We start from the raw sequence: 18,236 nt of genomic DNA on the forward strand, positions 1-18,236 counted from the left end.
TATATTAATATTTGCAGCCCTCCTTGCAGATATCTATATATTTGTTTAGCGGCGAATTCTATTCACCGGAATCATTAAACCCATGAGTCAAATAGTCTGGATAGCAAGACACGCTAACCGCCTCGACTTCGTAAACCCCGATTGGTTTCTCACCGCCGAACGACGCTACGATCCACCTTTGTCTGATGATGGTATGGTGCAGGCACAGCAGTTAGCTAGACGATTGAAAAAAGAAAAGATTGCCCATATTTTTGCTTCTCCTTTCCTGCGAACCGTACAAACGGCAAACGCAGTTGCGGAAATGCTCAATTTGCCAATCAAACTCGAAACAGGCTTGAGTGAATGGCTAAATCCAGTTTGGATGACAGAAGAACCCGTAAGACTCTCAACTCCAGTATTAGCAGAGTTATTCCCCAGAATTGACACCAGCTACACTTCGCGCATCGCCGCCAAATATCCTGAAACTCACGAAAAAGTGCGAGAACGTTCTGGGCAAACTGCGAGATGTTTAGCTACTGAGTACTTCCCAAAGGATATCCTGCTAGTGGCACATGGTGCATCTGTGTTGGGGGGAGCAATGGGGCTAGTGGGGGAAATTGCCAAAACAGAAGTCAAGGCTTCTTTATGTTCCCTAGTAAAAGTGGTACGCCAAGACCCAGAATGGTTATTAGAACTAACGGGAGATACTTCCCATTTAACCCACATAGAAGAAGTTATTCGATTTGCTTAAACCTCTGATAGAGATTTGGGTTCATGGCTTCTGCTAGGTTGGGTATATCTTACAAAAAAAGTAATTTAATTCACGAATAAATTCTATGACTTTGTTACTAGCAGGAGACATCGGCGGTACGAAAACTATTCTGCAATTGGTTGAAAAATCAGACTCACCAGCAATACATACTATTTATCAGGAAAGTTACCAGAGTGCCGATTTTCCTGATTTAGTACCGATAGTGCAAAAGTTTTTGGCCAAAGCTAACACACCAATACCAGAAAAGGCTTGTTTTGCGATCGCAGGCCCCATTGTCAAAAATACTGCCAAACTGACCAACTTAGCCTGGTTCCTAGATACCGAACGTTTAGAAGAAGAATTGGGTATCCCGCATATTTCTTTGATTAACGACTTCGCCGCCGTTGGCTATGGCATTTCAGGTTTACAACAAGAAGACTTGCACACGTTGCAAGTTGGCAAACCTCAACCCGAAACCCCCATTGGAATTATTGGTGCTGGTACTGGTTTAGGGCAAGGATTTTTAATTAAACAAGGAAAAGACTATCAAGTTTTTCCCTCAGAAGGTGGACATGCTGACTTTGCCCCTCGAAACGAGATCGAGTTTCAATTGTTGAGATACCTGTTAGGTAAACATGATATACAGCGCGTTTCTGTAGAACGCGTGGTTTCTGGAATGGGAATTGTGGCAATTTACCAATTTCTGCGCGATCGCAAATTCGCCGCCGAATCACCACACATTGCCCAAGTTGTCAGAACTTGGGAACAAGAAGCGGGACAGGAAGAGAAAAGCGTCGATCCTGGTGCTGTCATTGGTACGGCTGCATTGCAAGGTAGCGATCGCCTCTGTGAACAAACTTTGCAATTATTTATAGAAGCTTACGGTGCAGAAGCTGGCAATCTCGCCCTTAAACTCCTACCTTATGGTGGCTTATACATTGCTGGTGGAATTGCGCCCAAAATCCTGCCCTTAATCCAAAACAATGGTTTCTTATTAAATTTCACCCAAAAAGGCAGGATGCGCCGCCTCCTCGAAGAGATCCCCGTGTATGTTATCCTCAACCCACAAGTGGGGCTAATAGGTGCTGCTTTATGTGCTGCTAGGTTATAACAGCTAGCATCATCAGTGAGATCAGCATCTCAAAAGGCAAAAAATATGACAATTAAAAGTCTGTTGCCATTAATCGCCGCCACACTCGTTTGTGGTGGTTCTGTTTTTGTGGAAGCGCGTCAACCTAAACCTACCACGGTTGTTGTCAAACCAAAGATTTCCCAACCCGTGCAGCCAAAATGGAAGTTATACACTGCTCCAGATGGACGCTTTAGTATTTTGATGCCGGGAAACCCCAACAGAAATACTCAATACCAAAAAACTTACATGGGGGAAATTACCTTACAAATATTTGTCGCTCAACCACCAAAACAGCAAGTAGCTTATGTAGTTGCTTACAATGATTTTCCTTATAGTTATGGTCAAATAACTGACCCCCAAGCTTTACTTAATAATGCACGGGATATGGCTTTAAAGACTACGAAAAGTAATTTAATTAGTCAAAGGAATATTCGTAGTTATAATAATCATCCTGGCAAAGAAATTGAGTATATCAATTCTGGAGGGAAAATTACTAAAAGTAGAATGTATGTTGCTGAAGGAAGGTTATATCAAGTAATGGCAATAACTACAAAAAAACAGCAAAAGACATTAGCTAAAACCATTACGGGATATTTAAATTCTTTCCATGTGGTTTTGAAAAAGGCAAATAGCTAAAACCTTTACTATATTAGCCTTGCAATCAATTGTGTGGCTAATATAGCGCTTTTGATCAATATACTTTAACCTCACTTCCATTCCTCTTTCCTAAAAGGCTATGGTGGTGTAAAAAAGTAGAATTTACCCCACTTTTTCCGCCCTTGGAAAGCTACGGTGTACACACAAGTCTTGCCACAGCCATATATTGACCCTTTTCATAGTTTCAGACTAAGCACTTCTCAAAGCCACAATCGGGTCGAGTTTAGCAGCGCGACGTGCAGGAACAACACCAAAGAATAAACCAATACCACCAGAGACACCAACTGCCATAGTAATCGCTGCTGGAGAAAGTGCCGCTTCTAAGGGAGTCAAGGCTCCCACTAATAGAATGCCACTGACGCCAACCGCAGTCCCAACTAAACCGCCAGCTGCGGAAACTATTACAGCCTCAATGATGAACTGTAGCAAAATATCTTGCTCAGTTGCGCCGATCGCTTTTCTCAATCCGATTTCTTGAGTGCGTTCGGTGACGGAGACAAGCATAATATTCATGATCCCAATCCCGCCGACAAACAAAGATATCCCAGCGATCGCTGCTAACATGATTGTCAATGCACCTGTAATTTGACCGACAGTTTGCAAAGCATCCTTTTGAGAACGGATAGTAAAGTCATCTTCACCATTAATTTTGTGCCGTAGACGCAGTAAATTAGTAATTTGAAATTCTGCTGCATCTACACTCTCTGAATCACGAGCGGCAGCAACGAGATAATCTAAAGCAATACCATAAGGAGAATTTTTTCCTACAAGTCGGTTTGCTGAAGTTGTGATTGGTATTAAAGCAGCATCATCATAATCTGCTCCCACGCTAGAACCTTTAGCTATTAACGTCCCAATCACTTGAAAGCTAGTATTTCCAACTCGCAATTGTTGACCGATGGCGTTACTATTACCGAATAGTTTTTCTGCCAAGTCTCCACCTAACACAACGACTTGGTTACTTCCCTTGATATCTACCTCAGAGAAAAATCTGCCTTTATCAGTTTTAAAATCCCGCACCGACAGGAAACTGGGAGTTGTGCCAATGATGTTGACATCGGTGTTTCTGTTGCGGTATACAACTACCTGTCTCCTGTTTAACTCCGGCGCAACTCCTACTACTGTTGGTACTTGAGAGGCGATTGCTTCAGCATCTTGTAACACCAGAGTTTTTGGCACTTCAAAGGAGATACGCTGAGTTTCTCGATTCCCTGGCAGTACAAATAGCACATTTGGCCCTAATGACTCCAGTTGTTTATTAACGTACCTTTGCCCACCTTCGCCAATACCAATCATGGCAATCACTGAGGCATTGCCAATAACTATACCCAACATAGTGAGGGCGCTACGCAGTTTATTTGACAGCAGGGTTTTCCCCGCCATTTGAATGCTTTCTAAAAAATTCATGTCTTAAAAATTACGAATTACGAATTACGTTAGCGTAGCGGTAGCGAGTCCGCGAGCGTCATTACGAATTATTCTGTTCTTTCGCCTTCTCAATTTTGTAGTCTTTGGGTGGATTAACAAAAACGCGATCGCCTTCTTTAACTCCACCTAAAATCTGAGTTTCGTTTTGGATTTGTGCCCCAACTGTAACTTCGCGGAACTGGGGTTTATTCTTTGCATCTGGTACAAGTACGCCAGTTTGACCCTTTTCAGTGACGATTGACACCGTTGGCAAAACTAAAGCATCATTGACGCGATCGCCTAAAAAAGTCAGATCCACATTTAAGCCAGAACGTAATTTATCTGTACCAGTATTCAGAGCAACCCGCACCTGGAAAGATGTCACACCTTGTTCCACTACAGCTTCTGGAGCAATTAGGCGCACATTACCTTTAAAAACTTGATCGGGATAAGCATCAGCGACAATTTCCACCTGCTGTCCCGGTTTAATTCTGCCAAGATCAGCTTCGGGAACTTGAGCTAATATTTCTAACCCGCGTGCTACAGCGACAATTGAACTAGAAGTTGCCGACGCACTAGTAGAAGCAGAGGTTGTAGGTGTCACAAAAGCACCCACGTTAGCATACTTTTGGGTAACAATCCCCGAAAGAGGAGCGCGAATAATTGTCTCATCTAACTGCACTTGCACACCCTTCAATTGAGCCTCAGCACCTGCAACAGCTGCTTGACGCTGGACAATTTCTTCAGAACGAGTCCCATCTTCTAACAGTAACAATGCTGCCCCTGTTTCATTAACTGCTGCTTGACGTTGGGCAATTTCTTCAGTCCGAGTCCCAATTTGGAGTAACGACAATCGTTTTTTAGCTTCTTCTAAATTGGCTCTAGCACTTTTGTCTTCGCTGATGGCTTGATCGAGTAATTGTCTTTTCTCTGCTCCCTGTTGATATAGATATTGATAACGCTTTACCTGTTCACTGGTGTAATTCACCCTTGCTTGAGCCGCATCCACTTGGGATTGAGATTGACCAATTTCTTGGGGACGATTACCAGCTTTAGCTTGGGTTAGCTGGGCTTGAGCTTGTCCTAACCGCGCCCTTGCTTGAGCAATTTCTTGAGGACGACTACCAGCAAGGGCTTCGGCAAGTTGTGCTTGACTTTGGGCTAAGTTAGCACGGTATTGGCTTCTTTGAGCCTCAATACCTGCGCTATCCATACGGGCGAGAATTTGCCCTTGTTGAATGCGATCGCCTTGTTCCACATATAATTGCGACAGCACTCCAGGGTTTTTTGGACTAATATTTACGCTCTGAACTGGCACGACTTTGCCACTAGCTGTAATCCGTAAGGTGACGTTTTTTGCTGCTACTGGCACAGTTAATTGAGCAATGTCTTCTTTACTTGCCCCTTGATTTACGAGAGTATAGGTTGTAGTACCAACAACCAAGACACTCCCTGCTATCAACCCCATCAGCCAGCGTAACGGATATTTAACTTTGCCAACAACAGGAATTTCTATATGCGTAGCCATATCTAGAAGCCTATAAATCTTGCTTTATGAAAGTAGTCTGTACTTATATTGATGATGTCCATCGCATTGCCCATAGTAAAACCACCCCTTCAGAGCAAACAGCTGCGCTTTTGCTCCCCTCCGCGCTTGTGGAGAGTAGTTGGGGGTTCCTCTTAACTATGGTTAATTGAGGGGACATAAATATTAAAGGGCAGGTGCAGGAATACGGAGTTGTTAAAATTTTTGGATTAAATTTTTAGTTAATAAACTAACAACTAGACGCATAGTTAGCTTCACAGTTGCTTAATCTTACTTCATAATAGATGTAACATGTCTGTATGGCTTCACCTGAATGGGTGACTTTAGCCACATTATTATTTGACCCCTGCCTTGCTTCTAATTTATACATTTTTAGCGTAGGCGTAGCCCGCCGCAGGCATCGCTACTCTTGCAGCAAAGAAGCCACAATAGTTAGGATACTGGGCTTGCAGTATTCAAGCATTATGCTTGAGGTAGACGCAAAGCGCAAAGCCAAAGACTCCGGGCTTGTGCGTATTCCACTAACAGCAGTGGAATACAGGTAAAATTGCAATTAATCAAAATCCTTATTAGGGATTGAAACCATCTTTGCTTTAAAGCAAAAAGGAAATTCCATGCATTATTATCATGTAGCTAAAAATCTTTAGTCTACTTCAGTAGACTTTAGCTATTAGCCTTGAACTTTAGTTCGAGGCGGGTGAGGAAGCTAAGAGTTAAGCTACTTTTAGCTTAAGTTGACACCTTCAAAATTCCACAATTACCGGCGTATGGTCGCTAGGTTGGGCTAATTTTCTGGGCGCGACATCAATAATGCAACTTGTAGCACGCTCATACAGGATAGGTGTGAGATAGTGATGGTCAATCCGCCAACCTAAGTTGCGACGGAAGGCGGCGGCGCGATAATCCCACCAGCTATAATTTCCGCCTTCTGTGGTGAATTTGCGAAAAGCATCAGCAAATCCCAATTCCAGAATATCCCGTAAGGCTTGGCGCTCTGATTCTGTTGCCATAATGTGATTTTCTGTACTCACTTGCTCGTGAATATCCTTATCTTCTAGGGCGATGTTGAAGTCACCGCACACACAAATTGCAGGTTGTGACAGCACCAACAATCGTAAATACTCGCGTAGCGCTGTCAACCAGCGCATTTTGTATTCATATTTTTCAGTTCCTACTGCCGCACCATTGGGAACATATAAGTTAACAATGCGGACACCATCAATTACACCTGTAATCACCCGCTTTTGCTCATCCCATTCGTGGTGTAAAACTGGCAAAATCGCCTTAAACCCTCTACTTACGTCTACGAGTGGCTGGCGGCTAATTATGGCTACGCCATTATAAGATTTTTGTCCTGATACATAAAGGTTATAGCCTAACTGCTCAAAAGGCGATCGCGGAAACTCAGCATCCACAACTTTGGTTTCTTGCAAGCAGAGAACATCAACAGGATTGGTAGTTAACCAATCGGTAACCTGTTCTAGACGAGTGCGAATTGAGTTGACATTCCAAGTAGCGATTTTCATTAGTTATCAGAATTTTTTGTAAATTAATAATTACAAATTATGTAATTTTTGTACAGTTACTTAATATTTATAATTTCTGTTCCCTTTCCCAATTACATTTAAACCAAGCTTTAATGGCTTGATCCCATTGGATATTTTAGTGTTTTAGCTACAAAATATTCATTTTTGTAAGTTCTGCTACAAAATATTCTACCTCGTTATGATCCCCAAGGCAGATGCAACAAGTAATTGATTTACTCTAAGTTAGAAGTCTAGGTGAGAGTTGAGTTTAGCCGATAGTCTGTTAAATTTGTCAGTAAAAAATTCCCAGCCCGATTAACCATTATTTATTGCGCTTTTCGTAGCCTGTTAGGTTAATTTAAATGTCAAAAGAGTAAGTACAAATGCTCTTTCCTCATAAAATAATGATGCAACTCATTATACTGAGGACAATTCATAGACTGAACCAAAAAAACTTATGAAAATCGCTCAAGTTGCCCCCTTATGGGAAAGGGTTCCACCTCCTAATTATGGAGGAATAGAACTGGTAGTGAGTTGCTTGACTGATGAACTTGTTCGTCGCGGTCATGAGGTAACGTTATTTGCCTCTGGCGATTCTCAAACTTTGGCTCATTTAGAAGCAGTTTATCCACGGGCATTGCGCTTAGATCCAAATGTCAAAGAGTATGCAGTGTACGAAATGCTAGAACTAAGCCAAGTTTACCAGAGTGCTGCCCAATTCGATATTATCCATTCTCATGTAGGGATTTCGGCATTAGCTTTAGCGAGTTTGATAACAGCAACTTCTACAGTGCATACCCTGCACAATGATTTTACAACAGACAAGCGTAAAGCATTTAGCTACCATAAAAAGCAACCTTATGTCAGCATTAGTAACTCGCAGCGTCAAATCGATCTCAATTATATTGACACGGTTTATAATGGAATTGAGCTAGCAGATTATCCATTCGTAGCCCAACCATCAGAACCTCCGTATTTGGCATTTTTGGGCCGCTTTTCGCCAGAGAAAGGGGCACAACATGCGATCGCTATTGCTAAACAGAGTGGTTGGCGCTTGAAAATAGCAGGAAAGGTTGATGTTCAAGACTCGAAGTTTTTTGAACAAGAGATTGCCCCCTTCATAGATGGTCAGCAAATTGAATATTTAGGCGAAATCAACCACGCCGAAAAGACTGAACTTCTGGGCAATGCTGCCATAAATCTTTTTCCCATTAGCTGGCAAGAACCTTTTGGGTTAGTAATGATTGAATCAATGGCAACTGGTACACCAGTAATTGCCATGAATTTCGGCTCCGTACCTGAAGTAATTGCCCACGGTAAAACAGGTTTTATCTGTAAAAGCTATGCAGAAATGGCGGCAATGATTCCCCTAGCTTTGGAACTCAATCGTCAAACCTGTAGAAAACACGTAGAAAACAACTTTAGTGTTAGCCAAATGGTTAACGGATATGAAGCTGTTTACAGACAAATTATTAAAGAACGCATAGAATCGAATGGCTGCATTTGTGCGCCTAACATGCAGTTTTAATCAACTGCTTTTTTTATCCAACTTAAACAATAACTTTTTTCAAGGAGGACATTGGTATGAGTACGAGAGCCAACACTTGCCCATGCTGCGGTGGTTCCCTCCTGCGCCATGCCCGACATGGTGAACTATATTGGTTTTGCCTGTCGTGCCGACAAGAAGTACCGTTATTAACTGCTACTCGCTTGCCTAATGTGGAAACCCGGAACACCGGAGTACTTCCACAGTCTGCGGTAAATTCTTAGTTTTACGGTATTTTAGATTAATAAAAGCCTACTATAGGACTAATGTTTGATTTCTGAAAAAGCTAGGTACAGATCGAAAAGCCTAATTCATTATTCCCTAATCCCTACTCCCCACTGCCCGCCCACGTAGATAATTTCAAAAATCAAATACGATTCCTATAGAAATCTAAACTAATTTACTTTAAACCTATCAACTAGTGGTTTTTCTCATTAGTTACCAGGAGTAAACAAGTTCGTAGTAAGGACTTTAGTCTTACATTTTTAAGCATGCTTTGTGCTAACTACGAACTCATCAAATTAATGAGACAGACCATTAGCTTCAACTGATAAAATCGGATGGAGCTAATTAATAGGTTTAAAGCTTTGTTGGCAGCATTACTTTTTGGGCAAGAAAATTTACGCCTAGAGCAAGTTCCTGACCCCACTCCGGCGGCTGGTGAAGTTGTAATTCAAGTGGGGGCAGCAACAACTTGTGGTACAGATTTGAAAGTCTGGCGGCGTGGTGGTCATGCCAAAATGCTGATACTACCCACACTGTTTGGTCACGAAGGGGCTGGGCGAATTGTTGCTTTGGGTGCAGGGGTTACAAATTGGCAAGTAGGCGATCGCATCGTCGCTAACAATTCCGCACCATGCATGAAATGCTTTTTTTGTCAACGTCAAGAATATTCATTATGTCCGAATTTGACCTGGAATAATGGAACTTTTGCCGAATATTTGAAAATTCCCGCACCGATAGTAGAGCATAATTTATTGCAGATTCCCGACGAGTTGCCGTGGGAATTGGCAGCCATGACGGAACCCTTAGCTTGTGTATTGCATGGTATAGCCCGTTCTAACGTTAAAGCCAAAGATCGAGTAGTCGTCTTGGGAGATGGGGCGATCGGGTTGATGTTTGTGGCGGCGTTGAGTGAGAAAGCTGAGGTGTTGCTGTGGGGAGGTAATAACCACAGGCTAGAAGTTGGTCAAAAATTGGGTGCAACCCAAACCTTTAATTATCATCAAATCCCAGATATTCCCAGTGTAGTGAAAGAACTTACCCAAGGATGGGGCGCAGATGTAGTGATTGAAGCAACTGGTGTACCAAGTGTTTGGGAAACTGCGATCGCCTGTGCCCGTCCTGGTGCAACTGTCAACTTATTCGGTGGATGTCCACGGGATAGCAGCATTACCATTGATACAGAACAGCTACACTACAGCGAACTTACTCTCAAAGGCGTATTTCATAATACACCAGAGTATGTGCAGCAGGCGCTGGCACTGATCGCTAGTCGCAAAATTCCCTTTGAGTTACTTATTAGTGAACAGCGGCCATTAAAAGATTTAGAACAGGTGTTTTGTGAGATGAAGGCGCGTCAGGTAATTAAGGTAGCGATGATTCCTTAGTTTTTTGCGGGGTACAACTGCACCCTTTCCCCCGCTCCTCTGACTCTTCAGGCCAATGCTCAATGCCCAAAACTTAAAGACGATTAGTATCTTTTGTAACTAATTTCCACCCTTCGGCTTGATCAACTAGCTTCATTGACTCTAGTTCGAGATTGTTGAAAGCAGATGCATGAAGGAGAAAGTAGGGTTGCCCGTTGTAGTGCCAATAATATTCGAGTTCGCCAACAGAAGCGGGAATGATGGTGCGATCGCTATAAAAATCCAACGAGGGACGATGATAGGGAAAAGATGTGTAAATCTTCCTCGTAGCTGGATTTGCCCGCATGATCATCGCGGCGACTGGTTTAACTGGATAAGCTTCAGATAATTCCCAAACCCAGTAGTTAGATTTCATTAACAGTAGCAGCGAAATATAACTTCCCCAAAACAAAATCTTCAGAAATTGTCCATCACCTCGTTCTGCCAAAATAGCTGCTAAGGTCATAGTTAAAGCTACTGCCACAAAAATCAGTTGTAAGTCTATTTTCGGTGTTGTACCCCAACTAAAATAAATGCTACCAGCAGAAGCGGCTACAGCAAGTATTGCCAAACCAGCAACCCAAGCACGGGGATATGATGAAAGTAAAGGCGAATTTTCTGTATCTGATAATTGGATACCAAAAGCTAAGGCTAAACTAGGATAAATCGGGAATAAATACCAGGGAACTTTGGTAATCATGAAAGAAATTACCAGCAGATAAACACCACTCCACGCCATTACTAGTTTTGCCCAACTAAGGTTGCGATTTTCCCAAGTTAAGCGGATAGTTTGCGGTAAGAATAATAGCCACGGCCATGTGTATTTGAGAAGTTCAATAACATAGTACCAAGGTGGTTCAGGATTCCCCTCTACAAATGAGCCAATTCGCCCTAGTGATGGGTTTACAAGCCCAACTTGGGCGAAAGTGTAACCGTAGTGAATTAGTTGGGCACTATACCAAGTAGCTACAGGTAGAATACCAATGAAGATTGCTATCCACAGATAGTAACAAGTGAGCAGTCGTGGCGTATCCCAAAACAGAAATACGATCGCGATCGCACCTAGTAATACGCCTAATAATCCTTGAGTCAGGCAAATCAACCCAAAACTAACACCAACACCAAGGCAATAGCGTAAATCTCGGCGCGATCGCAACACGCACAACATCATCACCATCAAAAAACTTACCATCGCCCCATCCAACATTGCCAACCGCCCATGACGCACCACCGGTAGCATTGTTAAATAAATCAACGCGCTATAAATAGCAGCCCAACGTTGACGAAATATCTCTCTAGCAATGCAATACAGTAAAGGTACAGATGTCGCTGTTAAAATTGCTCCAGGCAGGCGCGTTGTAAACTCATTTTCGCCTCCTAAAGAATAAGTCCAAGCAATTAGCAAATGCATCAAAGGCGGCTTGTTATGATATGGTTCACCTCCTAACGTTGGGTAAAGCCAACGCATTGATCCTGCTGGAGCGTGCCAAATTTCACGAGCAACCTGTGCCACAGTCCCTTCATCCCAATCTCGCAACGGCAAGCCTCCCAGATTGATGCTGAACAGTAACACTGCTGCCAACAGCAATATCATTAGCCATACCCAATCAATCCATCTGCCAACCGTGCGATGCTGTTTTTCTAGATGACTCCAAATAAAACTTCCTTCTTGCATATTCTATGTTAATCATTTTACTTTCTGGTTTGATTACATAGAGACATCTAGCGAATCTCCAATGTTGTCACCCAGTAACAACGTATTTATTAACAATTGCTAGTTTCCAAGATTAACTCAAGTTTCTTTAATTAGCCCTATTTTTTGAAAAATTTATATTGGTTATCTAAATAACATTTTAGCAATAAATGATAAAAATAATACAGGCAATAAATTATTTATTACCTGTTGCTTAGTCCGTATATGAACTTGCATTTTATTTTTAGTCGGGTGCTTAGTTTAATTTTTATCTACTTAGTTATACCAAATTATTGTAAAGCTGCATGAAATAGGAGAAGGGTAAAAACATTGCCAAGCAAAGGTTTTAGCTTTCTCATTCTATGCAACTTCATACAAAATTGGTATTATAATCTAGCTAAATCAACAGATAGGGAATTAATTGCTACAGCGTTTCAATACTGTGCTAAACATTTAAAGGAATTAGTTTTAATTTTTTAAATAGTTTTTTCTGTTCTCAATCATTCGTTAAAAACTATTTCGTCGAATTCTTAAAGAAGTCGGCGGGCTGGAAATCGTAACAAGTTTTGGCATTTTAAATTTAATTAAGCGATTATTTAATTAAAATGTTTGTGTTATACAATTTTGTAAAAGGAGCTTTTACAAAAAAGCAGTTAAAAAATTATTGGAGCCTGTCGATGAATTTACCTGTTGTTGTGGATATTGCACTTGGCTTAGTTTTTATTTACTTGATTTTGAGTTTGCTAGCTTCTGAAATACAGGAACTGCTGGCCACATTATTACAATGGAGAGCTAAACATTTAAGAACTTCAATTGAATTACTTTTATCAGGTGGTAGTGAAAGTGAAAAATCAGATATTATTAATGCAATCCGGTTGGTACAGAAACTTTATAACGATCCTTTGATTAATACATTAAATCACCAAGCCAAGGGTAGAATAGAAAAACATTTCCAGGAAATTACTAAAAACCCTGATAAACAAATAATAGAAAAACAAAGCGGCCCTTCCTATCTTCCTTCGGAAACATTTGCAACTACTTTATTAGATACCTTAAAAATACCCCAGCTAATTAATCATGTTAAACATCCTAGTGAAGAAGTAAAAACAAACTTGCACATGATATTAGCCTCTTATAAAGAACTTAAAAAAGGGATAAACGATCCAACGAGTCCAAGTTACACAAAGATTCAAGAAATTTATGGAGATATTGACCAAAAATTTATAGATTTTGTTAATAATGAGTTACCTGATAAAGTTCCTAATAGTTTAATCAAGAGCCTTGGTGTAATTGCTCAACGTAGCAGGATAAAAATTGGTGATCTCACAGAGGAAGTGAATCAATTTAAAAATGAAGTAGAAACATGGTTTGATCGCTCGATGGATCGAGCAAGCGGTGTTTATAAGCGTAATGCCAAAGGAGTTGCTATTTTAATTGGGATATCAATTGCATTTTTAACCAATACTGATACATTTCACTTGGTTAAAAGACTATCGGAGGATTCGGTTATCCGTTCTACTATTACTCAAAGTGCAAGTCAACGAATCGATTATATCAATGATGCAGCAGCCAGAAGGGATATTGAGAAGCTATTAGGAAATGCTTCTATACCGATTGGATGGCAAAATATTAATCAACAGTTTGAGTTATTAGATACGACGAAATCCAATAGAGTTTACATCAGAATTTCACAGGTTTTTAAATTAATTTGTGGTTGGATAGTGAGTGGTTTTGCTATTGCGATGGGTGCGCCTTTTTGGTTTGACATCCTGAATAAACTTGTCAATGTGCGAAATGCAGGGCCAAAACCTGTTGCGTATACTAAGGATCAACCACCTCAGAAATAACGTTTAAATTAAAAAATAAAAATAACTTGGAGTTTTAATTCTTTATTCTCAACGGTAATGTCAATTTGCCTGATAAACTCTCGAAAGTAAAATCGTCGCTCTGTTTCCGACAAATCTAACCAAAATTGTGGTATAGAAACAGCTTGAGCAACAGAACGCAAGTTAACCGGGGGAAGAGTCGCCAACTTTGCTTCGAGTGCAGAAATTTCTGTGCGGAGTTTGTAAGCCCTTAACTTTGCTGTTTCAACATCTAAAATTCCAGTTTCAATTAACGCGGGTAACTGAGCAAGTATTTCTTGCTGACGAGCGATCGCTTGTCCTAAACTATTCTTGACTGCATCCAACTGAGGAAAGTTCATCCCCGCTACAGCTAAGGGTAAATCACGGCAAACGGTTTCAATTGTATGTTCTAAAACCTCTTGGTAGGGAATAGCCTTACACTTGGGGCGTTGAGGACAGCTAGTAGAACGTAAATAAAGATACTCCTTATCTTGGTTGCGTTGGGTAACACGAGTAACTGTTAGATGTGACTGACACTCAGCACAGACAACCAACCCAGCTAAAGAACGCCTAGCACTAGCAGTTCGGGATGGTAAACGGCTGTTACGGCGTAAAAGTCGGTCAACTTGGGCTGCTTCTTCCTTGGAAATTATTGGAATATGGGTATTAGAGATAATTTCACCATTTTGGTAAGCTGTATTGCCGCGATAAACTGGATTAGTTAGCCAGCGTCTTCCTGTGGTGACAGAGATTTTTTTGCCGTATTTTTTCGCCAAGTAACGAACTGAACCCCGCAGGGAACCATAGAGTAAGAAGTGTTCAAAAAAATCTTTGACTACTGGTGAGGTACTGCGATCAACAGTATATTTTCCCTTACCTCTGCGATAACCGTAGGGAACTTTGCCGGGTGGCGGTGCAACCTCAAGACGATTACGCGCGTGTCCTTGACGGATGCGACGACTACGTTGCTGACGTTGGATTGTGTGTAGCAAATTCAGCAAGTCAGCGCCCAGAGGGTAATTTTCGGAAGTGTAGGGTTGTTCTGTGGCAATTATTGCTACTCCCATTACTTCGAGTTTGTGTAAGCGATCACTAATTTCCTCTACAGTATCCCCTAATTCTTCCAACCGACGAATCAACAGATAATCTGCTGGTTCAGTTTCGCAATCGGTAAACAATTGTTGTAATTGCGATCGCGTAGCGTTTCCAAAAGACTCTGGCTTACCCAAATCTTCATAAACCCGATCCACCTCCCATCCCCAATCGGCTTGATCGGGAGCAGATTCTAGTAGAGGATTGGTGTAAGAGTAGGCAATTATTTTCATTAGTCATTGAGAAAGAGGAGGCAAATCGCGCAGCGTATCGTAGACAAGGCAGAAGTTCTTGAATTTTTAATTTTTAATTGATTTCCCCCTCACTGCTGACTCAACTCGATAATATTTCCATCAGGATCTTGAGTGAATAGGGCAGGGCGACCTGAAGCGCTGGGTTGAATGGAATAATTATGATTGAGTAAGTCTTGTTTAGCGGCGTCCAAGTTAGCGACTGAGAAAGCTACGTGGGGGTTGCGTCCCCATTTTTCGTTTGGGTTTTCGGTGGGGACAGTAGGTGCAACTATCAGGTGAATTTGATAGTTGCCGACTTGATACCATGCACCAGCGTATTTTAGGGAACGATCTATTTTGGATAATCCTAATACTTTGCCATAAAAGTGTTCAGATCGTTCTAAGTCAGTTACGAGAATTGCTGTATGGAGACTTTGGGTAATCTGCATTGTCGGTAAGTGCGATCGCGTTTATTTAAATAACTATGCAGGGTATGCACCAGCTTGAAAAATATGTTCGGCGGTTAAATCTAACTCTGGGAAAGTAGGTGAGACGATGCGCTCATTACCTCTAAATTGAGTAACTTGGTATTCACCGTCAACTAATTGGTAAACAGAGATAGTCGGTTGTTTAGGATTACCGATAAACTTTTTACCACCGGCAGCTAAATAATCAACAATCCAATATTCTTTTATCCCTATCTCTTCTCTTCGAGACGCTGCGCGAACGTATTCCCCTAGCTTTTTATGATAATCATCTCGCCAGTTAATACTAACAACTTCAATCACTAAAGGAATGGAATCGGCAAATTTAACCGTAGAATATTTCTGCCAAAGTGGTTCTAATTTTAAAGCAGGACGATTGACTAATAGCAAGTCTGGAGAATAGCAAGACTGGCTACTAGCAGATTGAACTAATGCTGTTTTTGGGATGGAATAAGGTAGATCGTTACGAACGTACTCAACAGCAATTTTTTCAACCAAAAACCCGACAATATCCTCATGATCTCCTATTGGTTGTGACATTTCAACAATCACGCTATCATGTAATTCGTATCTTCCGCCTTCGGGTCGCCACGCTGCAAAATCTTCAAAGGTTATTAGTTTGGGTATGGCTTGAGTCATAATTTGTTACCTTGGCAACTACTTGACCTATACGGCAATATTATCTTATGAACATATAAATATAACTATGTCAAACAAGCGATGATCGCCTTCCCATCACTCTGGTAATCTCTCTAACACCTCCCGTGCGATCGCCCCCCGGTATTCATCCTTATACTCAACATATATTTCCAAAGCTGTCTGCAAATTAACCCTCGCCTCTGCGTAGTTTTCTTCTGCTTCTGCAAGCGTTCCTAAACAGTGGTAGGTGAGTGCTTGAGAATAGCGATCGCCAAATTCGATACAGATTGCCAAAGCTTGTTGGTAATTACGCCGCGCCTCCTCAAATTCCCGCAAATCTTGGGCAACTGTTCCCAACTGGTGGTAGGTGCGTGCTTGCTCATAGCGCTCGCCAAATTCGATTTTGATAGCCAAAGCTTGTTGGTAATTACGCCGCGCCTCTTCAAATTCCCGCAAATATTGGGCAACCATTGCCAGCTGGTGGTAAGTGCTAGCTTGAGAATAGCGATCGCCTATTTGTTGTTCAATTTCTAGACGCTGTTGATAGAAAGTTGTCGCCTGTGTAAATTGTCTCAATTCTCGGTAAGCATTCCCCAGGTTAAACAAAGCAGCAATTTCGCCGCGAGGATTCTGAAGTTGCTGTGAAATACTTAAAGATTTTTGATAATAAGTAATTGCCGTATCAAATTGCCTTTGCTGCCGATAAGAATCTCCTAATGTGTTGAGGACTTCAGCATGAAAGGTGGAATCTTGATCATTAGCTATTTTTTCGGCTTCTTCTAAATATTCTCTAGCTTTGATAGGTTCATTTTTACTTAGATATGCAACTCCTAGCTGATGCAAAATATTACTACAGTTGCGGAGATTTTCTCCTGTTGCCTGATGTCCAGTCGGGTTATATTCCATTAGCAGGCGGTGTAATAAATCAATGCGCTCTTGCTTTTCTGGAGGCTCTAATCTGTCTATAATTCTCTCACTATTTTGAGTCTGATGAATTGCATTATCTCTGGTAACTTGAGGCGTTTGAAACCGAAACATCCCCGATTGCCAAGCCCAAAAATCAGGAGCAAATTTGGCTAACCGAGTCAGGGCATAATCTGGCAGAATAAACAGAATAGGATGACGAACAGTTCTTTTATAAGCATCTCTGACAAAGTTGAGGTCTTGTAAAACTGGCGGATAGTCTCCATAAACGCCAATAGACTTTTCTAAACCTTGTACAATCAAGACTAATTTTTTGTTAGGTTCTATTTCAATAGTTGGTAATATCTTGACAATTTCATCCCTGAGAAATCGCAAATTTGCATCAGAAAAACTCAGACTAACAAACTGAATATCCCGACACTCAGGATTTGTCTTTAGCGCCTCAACTAATATTTCTACATCTGGGGGAAAATTAATTTCTACAAAACCAATCGTAAAGTTTTCTGCAAAATCTACAAAGGTGAGTAATTCAGCAAATACCTCTTGATTAAGGGCGATAAACGCTCCTATTTCTGAGTTAAGGTTGGGCTGCGAGTGCGGATTCGATGGCTTTCTGGAAGAATTCATTTTGCTTCACCACTGGATTGGGGTAATTCCACCGTTTATCGCCGTTGTATTCCAAAACTGAAGTGTTAAACAGCATTAACTGACCGATATCATCTTTGCTGACATTCTTGGTGATGCACACTTGGGCTAAAAACGCATAATGTTCTTCAGGAATAAACCTTTCAAAACTAAATTGCTGTTGTTTCACAGCATAGATAATATCTTCGCCAATAATTTTCGGATGTTTGCGAGTACTAGCGGTTTGGCAAGCAGTCCGCATCATCTGCATTAATTGGCGGACATGTCCTCCACTGGCTTTTGCTAAATCTAGCAATTCCTGGCGAGATTCAAATACTGCATCAATATCTACGCGCTTTTCAATGACACTGGCGACTGCTTCTAGTCCCGTTTGATTGTAGTTTAAATGGCAGCGATCGCGTTCAAATTCATAAATATTCACCATTGGGACAATATGAGGATTCCCATCAAACTGATTGAGTGGGTTTTTAGGCGAACAAAGCACAGAAATTGGAACTGTATAAATT

General features: G+C 41.3%; 16 protein-coding genes and 1 pseudogene. 8 read left to right on the forward strand and 9 right to left on the reverse strand.

The features are described from left to right. The first annotated feature begins 82 nt into the window (after nucleotides 1-82). The 3 genes from VE944_RS18185 to VE944_RS18195 all read left to right on the forward strand — a co-directional run bounded on the left by VE944_RS18185 (nucleotide 83) and on the right by VE944_RS18195 (nucleotide 2,498). On the forward strand, nucleotides 83-730 hold the full coding sequence (locus tag VE944_RS18185) for a histidine phosphatase family protein (RefSeq protein WP_324979774.1): 648 nt from the start codon (nucleotides 83-85) through the stop codon (nucleotides 728-730). Nucleotides 731-815: 85 nt separating this feature from the next. Continuing rightward, the gene (locus VE944_RS18190) at nucleotides 816-1,841 is read left to right on the forward strand and encodes a glucokinase (RefSeq protein ID WP_324979776.1); all 1,026 of its coding nucleotides are present in this window, start codon (nucleotides 816-818) and stop codon (nucleotides 1,839-1,841) included. Between the two features lie 45 nt (nucleotides 1,842-1,886). Beyond that, nucleotides 1,887-2,498: a hypothetical protein gene (locus tag VE944_RS18195; RefSeq protein WP_324979779.1), complete on the forward strand. Its 612-nt coding sequence runs from the start codon at nucleotides 1,887-1,889 to the stop codon at nucleotides 2,496-2,498. A 210-nt stretch (nucleotides 2,499-2,708) separates the two neighbouring features. On the opposite strand, the gene VE944_RS18200 is transcribed toward VE944_RS18195, so the two are convergent. Together VE944_RS18200 and VE944_RS18205 are read right to left on the reverse strand one after the other, a co-directional pair. Beyond that, on the reverse strand, nucleotides 2,709-3,926 hold the full coding sequence (locus tag VE944_RS18200) for an ABC transporter permease (RefSeq protein WP_324979782.1): 1,218 nt from the start codon (nucleotides 3,924-3,926) through the stop codon (nucleotides 2,709-2,711). Between the two features lie 61 nt (nucleotides 3,927-3,987). After that, entirely contained in the window at nucleotides 3,988-5,454 is a 1,467-nt protein-coding gene (locus tag VE944_RS18205) for an efflux RND transporter periplasmic adaptor subunit (protein ID WP_324979785.1), read from the reverse strand. Nucleotides 5,455-5,771: 317 nt separating this feature from the next. Here VE944_RS18205 and VE944_RS18210 point away from each other — a divergent pair, with 317 nt between their 5' ends. Then, nucleotides 5,772-6,017, forward strand: coding sequence for a hypothetical protein (locus VE944_RS18210; protein WP_324979787.1), 246 nt, complete (start codon nucleotides 5,772-5,774; stop codon nucleotides 6,015-6,017). Nucleotides 6,018-6,215: 198 nt separating this feature from the next. Here VE944_RS18210 and xth read toward each other — a convergent pair whose 3' ends face one another. Then, nucleotides 6,216-6,998 (reverse strand): exodeoxyribonuclease III, encoded by a 783-nt coding sequence (xth, locus tag VE944_RS18215; RefSeq protein ID WP_324979790.1) that lies wholly within the window; start codon nucleotides 6,996-6,998, stop codon nucleotides 6,216-6,218. A gap of 457 nt (nucleotides 6,999-7,455) precedes the next feature. Between xth and VE944_RS18220 the strand changes: the two genes are divergently transcribed. The 3 genes from VE944_RS18220 to VE944_RS18230 all read left to right on the forward strand — a co-directional run bounded on the left by VE944_RS18220 (nucleotide 7,456) and on the right by VE944_RS18230 (nucleotide 10,154). Further along, nucleotides 7,456-8,526, forward strand: a complete 1,071-nt coding sequence (locus tag VE944_RS18220; protein ID WP_324979793.1) for a glycosyltransferase family 4 protein — start codon at nucleotides 7,456-7,458, stop codon at nucleotides 8,524-8,526. A gap of 56 nt (nucleotides 8,527-8,582) precedes the next feature. Continuing rightward, nucleotides 8,583-8,768 carry a hypothetical protein gene (locus VE944_RS18225; protein WP_324979795.1) on the forward strand — a complete coding sequence of 62 codons (186 nt, stop codon included), beginning with the start codon at nucleotides 8,583-8,585 and terminating at the stop codon, nucleotides 8,766-8,768. Between the two features lie 363 nt (nucleotides 8,769-9,131). Then, the gene (locus tag VE944_RS18230; protein WP_324979816.1) at nucleotides 9,132-10,154 is read left to right on the forward strand and encodes a zinc-dependent alcohol dehydrogenase; all 1,023 of its coding nucleotides are present in this window, start codon (nucleotides 9,132-9,134) and stop codon (nucleotides 10,152-10,154) included. Between the two features lie 73 nt (nucleotides 10,155-10,227). On the opposite strand, the gene VE944_RS18235 is transcribed toward VE944_RS18230, so the two are convergent. Next, nucleotides 10,228-11,847, reverse strand: coding sequence for an ArnT family glycosyltransferase (locus VE944_RS18235; RefSeq protein ID WP_324979798.1), 1,620 nt, complete (start codon nucleotides 11,845-11,847; stop codon nucleotides 10,228-10,230). A gap of 695 nt (nucleotides 11,848-12,542) precedes the next feature. Between VE944_RS18235 and VE944_RS18240 the strand changes: the two genes are divergently transcribed. After that, on the forward strand, nucleotides 12,543-13,712 hold the full coding sequence (locus VE944_RS18240) for a hypothetical protein (protein ID WP_324979801.1): 1,170 nt from the start codon (nucleotides 12,543-12,545) through the stop codon (nucleotides 13,710-13,712). 8 nt (nucleotides 13,713-13,720) lie between these two features. Here the strand turns inward: VE944_RS18240 and VE944_RS18245 are convergent, their stop codons facing one another. From VE944_RS18245 to VE944_RS18265, 5 genes and pseudogenes are all read right to left on the reverse strand, one after another. Continuing rightward, nucleotides 13,721-15,037: a recombinase family protein gene (locus VE944_RS18245; RefSeq protein ID WP_324979804.1), complete on the reverse strand. Its 1,317-nt coding sequence runs from the start codon at nucleotides 15,035-15,037 to the stop codon at nucleotides 13,721-13,723. Between the two features lie 89 nt (nucleotides 15,038-15,126). Further along, complete coding sequence (locus tag VE944_RS18250; RefSeq protein ID WP_324979807.1) at nucleotides 15,127-15,486, reverse strand: VOC family protein; 360 nt, start codon at nucleotides 15,484-15,486, stop codon at nucleotides 15,127-15,129. Nucleotides 15,487-15,519: 33 nt separating this feature from the next. Next, nucleotides 15,520-16,161 (reverse strand): Uma2 family endonuclease, encoded by a 642-nt coding sequence (locus tag VE944_RS18255; RefSeq protein WP_324979810.1) that lies wholly within the window; start codon nucleotides 16,159-16,161, stop codon nucleotides 15,520-15,522. A gap of 96 nt (nucleotides 16,162-16,257) precedes the next feature. Then, nucleotides 16,258-17,712, reverse strand: a complete 1,455-nt coding sequence (locus VE944_RS18260) for a tetratricopeptide repeat protein (RefSeq protein ID WP_324979813.1) — start codon at nucleotides 17,710-17,712, stop codon at nucleotides 16,258-16,260. Continuing rightward, nucleotides 17,663-18,236, reverse strand: a pseudogene (locus VE944_RS18265) (ATP-binding protein); the annotation flags it as partial. The pseudogene VE944_RS18265 and the gene VE944_RS18260, both read right to left, overlap by 50 nt.

Origin of the sequence: Nostoc sp., from assembly GCF_035638895.1 — a bacterium.
GTDB lineage: Bacteria > Cyanobacteriota > Cyanobacteriia > Cyanobacteriales > Nostocaceae > Nostoc.

Excerpts from the sequence above, each read along its gene's own strand:
- VE944_RS18250 (WP_324979807.1), bottom strand. The coding sequence starts at position 15,486 with ATGCAGATTACCCAAAGTCTCCATACAGCAATTCTCGTAACTGACTTA.
- VE944_RS18245 (WP_324979804.1), bottom strand. The coding sequence starts at position 15,037 with ATGAAAATAATTGCCTACTCTTACACCAATCCTCTACTAGAATCTGCT.
- VE944_RS18225 (WP_324979795.1), top strand. The coding sequence starts at position 8,583 with ATGAGTACGAGAGCCAACACTTGCCCATGCTGCGGTGGTTCCCTCCTG.
- VE944_RS18210 (WP_324979787.1), top strand. The coding sequence starts at position 5,772 with ATGGCTTCACCTGAATGGGTGACTTTAGCCACATTATTATTTGACCCC.
- VE944_RS18235 (WP_324979798.1), bottom strand. The coding sequence starts at position 11,847 with ATGCAAGAAGGAAGTTTTATTTGGAGTCATCTAGAAAAACAGCATCGC.
- xth (WP_324979790.1), bottom strand. The coding sequence starts at position 6,998 with ATGAAAATCGCTACTTGGAATGTCAACTCAATTCGCACTCGTCTAGAA.
- VE944_RS18220 (WP_324979793.1), top strand. The coding sequence starts at position 7,456 with ATGAAAATCGCTCAAGTTGCCCCCTTATGGGAAAGGGTTCCACCTCCT.
- VE944_RS18205 (WP_324979785.1), bottom strand. The coding sequence starts at position 5,454 with ATGGCTACGCATATAGAAATTCCTGTTGTTGGCAAAGTTAAATATCCG.
- VE944_RS18255 (WP_324979810.1), bottom strand. The coding sequence starts at position 16,161 with ATGACTCAAGCCATACCCAAACTAATAACCTTTGAAGATTTTGCAGCG.
- VE944_RS18185 (WP_324979774.1), top strand. The coding sequence starts at position 83 with ATGAGTCAAATAGTCTGGATAGCAAGACACGCTAACCGCCTCGACTTC.
- VE944_RS18195 (WP_324979779.1), top strand. The coding sequence starts at position 1,887 with ATGACAATTAAAAGTCTGTTGCCATTAATCGCCGCCACACTCGTTTGT.
- VE944_RS18260 (WP_324979813.1), bottom strand. The coding sequence starts at position 17,712 with ATGAATTCTTCCAGAAAGCCATCGAATCCGCACTCGCAGCCCAACCTT.
- VE944_RS18240 (WP_324979801.1), top strand. The coding sequence starts at position 12,543 with ATGAATTTACCTGTTGTTGTGGATATTGCACTTGGCTTAGTTTTTATT.
- VE944_RS18190 (WP_324979776.1), top strand. The coding sequence starts at position 816 with ATGACTTTGTTACTAGCAGGAGACATCGGCGGTACGAAAACTATTCTG.
- VE944_RS18200 (WP_324979782.1), bottom strand. The coding sequence starts at position 3,926 with ATGAATTTTTTAGAAAGCATTCAAATGGCGGGGAAAACCCTGCTGTCA.